The sequence below is a fragment of the Micromonospora pallida genome (assembly GCF_900090325.1).
Lineage (GTDB): Bacteria > Actinomycetota > Actinomycetes > Mycobacteriales > Micromonosporaceae > Micromonospora > Micromonospora pallida.
This window is the reverse complement of the sequence record NZ_FMHW01000002.1, coordinates 1,730,146-1,736,797: the sequence shown is the minus strand read 5'-3', so window position 1 is coordinate 1,736,797 and position 6,652 is coordinate 1,730,146. Positions and strand designations below refer to the sequence as shown.

Here is a 6,652-nt window from a genome sequence, read left to right as displayed (position 1 = left end):
AACGTGGACCTACTGCTCCTGCGGGACCGGGACCTACTGCTCCTGCCTGACCTTCAGGAAGAGGTCGACCAACTCGTCGATGTTGGCCAGGTTGGCCAGTTCGGTACGGGGCACCCGGATCTTGAGTTCCCGCATCGAGGCCGACACGATCTCGACGATGTCGAGGCTGCCGAGGCCGAACTCCTTCATCGACTTCGAGGTGTCGACGGGCTTGTCGTCGAGGCCCTCGGCGTTGAGTCGGATGTGCTTGGTCACCACGTCGACGACCTGCTGGCGTTCCATGTTCGTGCTCCTTCTCGGTGGTACTTCTCAGGTGAGGTAGGTCTCGGCGACGATGTCCGCGACCTCGGGTCGGCCGAAGCAGACCCGGTGCATGAGGTGCTCGCGGGACATCGCCGCGCGCAGCAGTTGCCGTCGGGGCTGGGCGAGACTCTCCTTGGTCAGCTCCAGCACGTGACGGGGTTTCTCGGCGATGCGCCGGGCGTACTCGAGGGCGGTGTCGACGACCTCGGCGGCCGGCACGACCGCGTTGAACAGGCCGCGTCCGTCGAGGTCGCTGCCCTTGTAGTAGCGGGCGGTCAGGGCCATCTCGGCGGCGGTGGCGGCGCCGACAGCGGCCGGCAGCAGCGTGGTGGTGCCCATCGCCGGGGTGAAGCCCATCCGGGCGAAGTTCATGCTGTACCGGCGGTTGCGGGCGGCCACGACAAGGTCGCAGCAGAGCGCGAGCACCAGGCCGCCGCCGACCGCGTGCCCTTCGAGGGCGCCGACGATCGGCACCGGGAAGTCCAGCATGGGCCGGGACAGCAGCAGGTCCTTGACGTGCAGGGTGCCGGAGAGCACCCGTTGCAGCGCGTCCATGGTGGCCCCGGCGCAGAACACCTCCGGTCGCCCGCGCAGCAGCAGCACCTTGAGCTGCGGGTCTGCGGCGAGCTGTGCCAGGGCGGCGAGCAGCTCGTCGCAGAGCCGGTCGCTGAGCCGGTTGTCGTGCTCGGCGTCGTCGAGGGTCAGCTCGGCGATGCCGGGCTCCACCTCACGTACCCGAATGACCTGGAACATCCATCCGCCCTCGATAGCGTGCGAACCACGGTGGTGCGAAGCCCTCCCCGAAGGCGGTGACCCCGGCCAGGACGTCCGGCCGGGCCAGCCAGCCGGTGAACAGGTCGAGGCCCGCCTCGATCTGTTCGTCGAGGTCGGCGGCGCTCAACCGGTCGTAGTACCGCTTGGTTTCGGCCAGCGCCGGCGGCGCGGACCGGAAGATCCGTTGGAGCTGGGCCCGCAGGGCCGGCTCGACGCCGCCGGTGACCAGTTCGTCGACCAGGCCGTAGGTGTGCGCCTCAGCGGCCTCGATGCCCCGGGTGCTCAGCGTCATCGCCCGCAGCCGGGCCGGGCCGGTGCGCAGCAGCAGGAACGGCACGATGGTGGCGGGCACCAGGCCGACGATCGGTTCGGAGAGCATGAACCGGGCGTTCGGGGTGCCCAGCACCAGGTCGCAGGCCGCGAGGAGACCGACACCGCCGCCCATGGCCTCGCCGTCCGCGACGGCGATCACCGGTACGCGGGACCGCCGCAGCCGGGCCAGGCAGGCCGGCAGCCGACGGAGCTGCTCACGTTCCGGCAGTCTGCCGTGGACGAAGAACGCCTCCAGGTCGAGCCCCCGGCAGAAGGTGTCCCCCTCGGCGGTGAGCACCAGGGCCCGGCAGTCCGGGTCGGCGTCCACGGCGTCGAGTGCCTCCTCCAACCCGTCGATCAGGTCGAAGTTGATGGCGTTGCCGTTGGCGGCGGCGACGAGCGTCACGAAGCAGACGCCGTCGGCGATCTCGGAGCGAACCGCGCGATCCACGATCAGCTCCAGGTGTAGTGGCGCTGGTAGTCGCGGACGCCCTCGAGGACGAGCAGGCGCTGGCCGTCGTAGCGCTGCGCGTACAGGTCGCCGACGTCCTGGGTCAGCGGCTCGTAGCTGGGCTCGTCGATGTTCGACTCGCACGCCTTCTCGATCTGCTCGTACTGCTCGACGCCGAGGCGGACCCGGGAGTCGAGGTGCGCGTCCACGTCGAGGCCCCGCACGTACGCCTGCGCGTCGGCGCCGACCAGGCCGCTGTAGAACTCGGCCTGGCAGCCGGAGCCGTACGCGAAGACGGAGAACCGGTCCCCGGCGGCGAAGCCGCTGCCGGCGTACAGCATGCCGAGCAGGCAGATGAAGGTGGACGCGCCGTACGCGCTGCCGATCCGCCGGGCGAAGTGGGTGCTGTCGGCGACCCGCTCCCGCCAGCTCGCCTCGATGGCCGCCTTGTCGAACACGCCGAGCCGGTTGAGCAGGGTCTTGTGCGCGACGCGGGTCATGCCGGGGAAGGGCGCGTGGTAGATGTTCTTCCGGAAGTACGTGTCGAAGTCGAACTCGCCGACGATGTGCTCGTACCGCTCGTAGGTCTCCTCGAGCGCGTCGAGGTACGAGTAGAAGCTGGTCTGCCCGGTGATGATCTCGGTACGCGAGTTGGGGCGCAGCGCGTCGGAGAGTTCGTTGGTCCAGTAGCCGGCCTTCGCCAACTCCAGTTCGAACACGGTCGGCTCGGCGCTGACCAGCATGGCGACCGCGCTGCCGCCGGCCATCAGCTCGCCGAGGTCGTCGTCCTCGGTCTGCACGTGGTTGCGGGTCCGACTCAGGTCGCTGTTGATGACCAGGGCCTTCTTGCCGGGCCGGACGTTCGAGGCGACCCAGGAGGCGGCGACGCGCAGCGCGGCGGTGCCGCCGTAGCACATGTGCTTGACCTCGAAGTTGCGGCTGTGCGCGGGCAGCCGGGAGTACCGCTGCACCCAGGTGGAGATCGGCTTGCCGAAGTCCACGGCGGACTCGGTGGCCACCACGACCAGTTCGATCTGTTCCCGGTCGGCGTCGGTGAGCAGCCGCTCGGTGGCGTTGACCGCCAGGGTCACCGGGTCCTCGTACGGCGGGATGATCGACCGGGCCTCGTAGGGCACCATCTGGCGGCGTTCCAGCTCGTCGAGGGAGCCGCCGCGCGCCGAGGCGAGGTCGGCGATCGTGAGGTACGCGCGACCGCCGTACAGGTTGAGCTTCTCGATACCTACCCGCATGGGGGTGTTCTCCTCGTCTCGGGTCAGTTCAGGTACGTCTGGTCGAGCAGGGCGTCGCTGCCGGGCTGGTTGAAGCAGACCCGGTTCATCAGCGGCTCACGGGCGATGGCGTCCTGGAGGAGGTGACGCTTGGGCAGGGCCAGCGTCTCCTTCAGCAGTTCCAGCACGTAGCGGGGCTTCTCGGCGATCTGCTCGGCGAGGTCGGTGGCGCGGGCCAGCACCTCGTCGGCGGGGACGACCGCGTTGAACAGTCGCCGGTCGGCCAGTTCGCGGCCCTTGTAGTACTTGCCGGTGAAGATCATCTCGGCGGCGAAGTGGTGACCGACCGCGGCCGGCAGCAGCACCGACAGGCCCATCGCCGGGGTGAACCCCATGCTCGCGGAGTTGACCGCGTAGCGGCGGTTCTCGGCGGCGACAGTCAGGTCGCAGCAGAGCGCCAGGGCCAGTCCGCCGCCGACGGCGTGTCCCTCCAGGGCGCCGATCACCGGCACCGGGAAGCTCAACAACCGGTCGGAGAGGGCGAGCAGGCGGCGCTCGTCGTACACGCCGCTGGCCATCTCCTTGAGCATCTGGAGGGTGCCCCCGGCACACCAGATCTCCCTGGTGCCGGTGACCAGCAGCACCTTCACCGACTCGTCGCCGGCCAGCTTGTCCAGGGTCGCCATGAGCTGGTCGACCAGTTCGTAGCTGAGCCGGTTCTCCCGTTCCGGGTCGCAGATGGCGACCCGGACGATCCCCGACCCGTCAGCGGTCACCTCGAGTACGTCGGGCATCTCCGTCACCTCTGGTCTTCCGTGGTCAGGCGGTGCGCCCGGATCTGCTCCGGGTCCAGCCAGCAGCGGCGCCGCTGGAATGGGTAGGTCGGCAGGTCGACCGGCGGGTGGGCGGCGCCCTCGAACGCGTCCCAGTCGAAGTCGACGCCGTGGGTGTGCAGGCCGGCCGCGCTGTCCAGCAGGGTCTGCCAGTTGCCGGTCTCCGGGTCCAGCGAGCGCAGCCAGCGGCCGGTGCCCCGGGGCAGGCAGCGCTTGCCCATCTCGATCAGGGTGTCCTTCGGGCCCATCTCCAGGAAGGTGTCGTAGCCCTCGGCGGCGAGCGCCCGGGTGGCCTCCAGGAACCGGACCGGCTCGCGGAGCTGCTGCCGCCAGTACGCCGGGTCGTGGCAGACGCCTGAGCGGAGCATGGTCGCCCGGTAGGTGGACATGAACGGGATCTGCGGCTCGCCGAAGTCCTGCCCGGTGATGGCCTTCTCGAACTCGTCGAGGATCGGTTCCAGCAGCGGCGAGTGCGACGCGTACGACACCCGCAGCGGGCGGGTGAGGACGAAGTCCTCCTCCAGCCGTTCCAGCACCGCCTGCACGGCCGTCTTCTCGCCGGAGATGACGGTGTGCTCGGGGCCGTTGATGGCGGCGATCGCCACCTGGCCGGCGTACCCGTCGAGCAGGGCGGCGACGTCCTCGGCGGAGGCCGAGCAGGCGGCCATCATGCCGGTCGGCGGCAGGGTCTGGGTGAGCCGGCCGCGTTCCACGATCAGCCGGACCCCGGTCTCCAGGCTGAACACCCCGGCGACCCAGGCGGCGGCGTACTCGCCGAGGCTGTGCCCCATCACCGCGTCGGGGCGGACGCCCCAGGAGCGCCACGTCTCGGCCAGCGCGCACTGGATCGCGAAGAGCGTCGGCTGGGCGTACTCGGTCTCGTCGATCGGGTAGCGGACGCCGCCCTCGGCCGGGTACATGACGTCGCGCAGCCGCCACGGGTGGTGCACGTCGAACAGTTCAGCGATCCGGTCGATGGTCCGCCGGAACACCGGTTCGGTCCGGTACAGCTCGCGTCCCATGTCGATGTGCTGGCCGCCCTGACCGGGGAAGACGAACGCCAGTCGGCGCCGGGTGCCGGTGGGGACGGCGGCCCGGTACAGCCCGTCGGGGGTGTCGCCGGCCGCGAGCGCGGTCAGCGCGGCGCGGGCGGCGGTCAGGTCGGCCACCGGCACCGCCGCCCGGTGCGCGAAGTGGGTCCGTCGGGCGTTGGTGGTGTGGCACAGCCCGGCCAGCGTCGGGGTGGGCGACGCGGCGAGCCGGTCGGCGTACCGGCGGGCCTGGTCGCGCAGCGCCTCCTCGCTGCGTCCGGACACGGTCAGCAGCCGCAACGGCCGCTGGTCGGCCGGGGCGGTCGGGGCGGGGTCGGTCGGCGCGTCACCGAGGACGATGTGGGCGTTGGTGCCGCCGAAGCCGAACGAGCTGACCCCGGCGACCCGTTTGCCGGCCGGGGACGGCCAGGCGGTGCGGGTGGTGGTCACCCGCAGCGGCAGCTTGTCCCACTCGACGTGCGGGTTCAGCTCACGCAGGTGCAGGTGCGGGGGGATCTCGCCGTGGTGCAGGCCCAGCGCCACCTTGATCAGGCCGGTGATGCCGGCGGCGGCCTCCAGGTGCCCGGTGTTGGTCTTGACCGAGCCGAGGAGCAGCGGGTGGTCCGGGTCGCGGCCCGGGCCCAGCGCGGCGGCCAGGGCGCGCACCTCGATCGGGTCGCCGAGGGTGGTGCCGGTGCCGTGCGCCTCGACGTAGTCGACGCGGTGCGGGGCGATCCGGGCGTCGGCGAGGGCGGCCCGCAGCACCGCCTCCTGGGCGACGCTGTTGGGGGCGGTCAGGCCGTTGCTGTGCCCGTCCTGGTTGACCGCCGAGCCCCGGATGACGGCCAGCACCCGGTCGCCATCGGCGCGGGCGTCGGAGAGTCGCTTCAGGACGACCATGCCGGCGCCCTCGCCCCGCACGTAGCCGTTGGCGCTGGCGTCGAAGGTGCGGCTGCGTCCGTCCGGGGAGAGCATGCCGACCTGGGAGAACGCCGCCGTGGTCTCCGGCCAGAGCATCACGTTGACGCCGCCGGCGAGGGCCGTGCGGGCGGTGCCGGCGCGCAGGCTCTGACAAGCCAGGTGCACCGCGACCAGCGACGACGAGCAGGCGGTGTCCACCGCCAGGCTCGCGCCGTGCAGGTCGAAGACGTAGGAGAGGCGGTTCGCGGCGATGCTGAACGCGGTGCCGGAGAGCCCCCGGATGGGCGCGCCGCCGAGCAGGAGGGAGTAGTCCCAGGTGCTGATGCCCACATACACGTCGGTGTGCGTGCCGGCCAGCTTCGCCGGCACCTGCCCGGCGTGTTCGAGGGCCTCCCAGGCGACCTCCAGCAGCAGCCGCTGCTGCGGGTCCATGCTGGCCGCCTCGCCGAGGGAGAGGCCGAAGAAGCCCGGGTCGAACCGGTCGACCTGGTCGAGGAAGCCGCCGTCGCGGCTGCTCATCGTGCCCGGGGTGGCCTGCTCCGGGTCGTGGTAGGCGTCGGCGTCCCACCGGTCGGCGGGCACCTCGGAGATCAGGTCCACGCCGTCGCGCAGTCGGGTCCAGAACTCGTCGGGGCTGTTCGCGCCGCCGGGCAGCCGGCAGCCCACGCCGACGATGGCGATGGGTTCGGTGCGGGCGCGTTCGATCTCGTCCAGGCGGGCCTGGAGGGTCTCGATCGCGACCAGGGCGCGCTTGAGCGGGGACAGCGTCGCCGCGGTGGCTCCGGTGTCACTCATGGT

6 protein-coding genes are annotated in these 6,652 nt (G+C 71.3%); all 6 read right to left on the bottom strand.

The window, feature by feature from the left end:
* Positions 1-33: 33 nt before the first annotated feature.
* From GA0074692_RS07595 to GA0074692_RS07570, 6 genes are read right to left on the bottom strand one after another with little or no spacing between them, the layout of a single operon-like run.
* On the bottom strand, positions 34-282 hold the full coding sequence (locus GA0074692_RS07595) for a phosphopantetheine-binding protein (RefSeq protein ID WP_091640829.1): 249 nt from the start codon (positions 280-282) through the stop codon (positions 34-36).
* Positions 283-309: 27 nt separating this feature from the next.
* On the bottom strand, positions 310-1,056 hold the full coding sequence (locus GA0074692_RS07590; protein ID WP_091640826.1) for a polyketide synthase: 747 nt from the start codon (positions 1,054-1,056) through the stop codon (positions 310-312).
* Complete coding sequence (locus GA0074692_RS07585; protein WP_176738345.1) at positions 1,031-1,840, bottom strand: enoyl-CoA hydratase/isomerase family protein; 810 nt, start codon at positions 1,838-1,840, stop codon at positions 1,031-1,033. Before GA0074692_RS07585 ends, GA0074692_RS07590 begins: the two co-directional genes overlap by 26 nt.
* A gap of 2 nt (positions 1,841-1,842) precedes the next feature.
* On the bottom strand, positions 1,843-3,090 hold the full coding sequence (locus tag GA0074692_RS07580) for a hydroxymethylglutaryl-CoA synthase family protein (protein WP_091640820.1): 1,248 nt from the start codon (positions 3,088-3,090) through the stop codon (positions 1,843-1,845).
* A gap of 23 nt (positions 3,091-3,113) precedes the next feature.
* Positions 3,114-3,863, bottom strand: coding sequence for a polyketide synthase (locus GA0074692_RS07575; protein ID WP_091652881.1), 750 nt, complete (start codon positions 3,861-3,863; stop codon positions 3,114-3,116).
* A gap of 5 nt (positions 3,864-3,868) precedes the next feature.
* A complete protein-coding gene (locus GA0074692_RS07570; RefSeq protein WP_091640817.1) occupies positions 3,869-6,649 on the bottom strand; it encodes a type I polyketide synthase in 2,781 nt (926 codons plus the stop codon).
* Positions 6,650-6,652 lie beyond the last annotated feature (3 nt).

Bases quoted from the DNA above. Each gene is read 5' to 3' on its own strand.
- GA0074692_RS07570 (WP_091640817.1), bottom strand. From the start codon at position 6,649: ATGAGTGACACCGGAGCCACCGCGGCGACGCTGTCCCCGCTCAAGCGC.
- GA0074692_RS07595 (WP_091640829.1), bottom strand. From the start codon at position 282: ATGGAACGCCAGCAGGTCGTCGACGTGGTGACCAAGCACATCCGACTC.
- GA0074692_RS07580 (WP_091640820.1), bottom strand. From the start codon at position 3,090: ATGCGGGTAGGTATCGAGAAGCTCAACCTGTACGGCGGTCGCGCGTAC.
- GA0074692_RS07575 (WP_091652881.1), bottom strand. From the start codon at position 3,863: ATGCCCGACGTACTCGAGGTGACCGCTGACGGGTCGGGGATCGTCCGG.
- GA0074692_RS07590 (WP_091640826.1), bottom strand. From the start codon at position 1,056: ATGTTCCAGGTCATTCGGGTACGTGAGGTGGAGCCCGGCATCGCCGAG.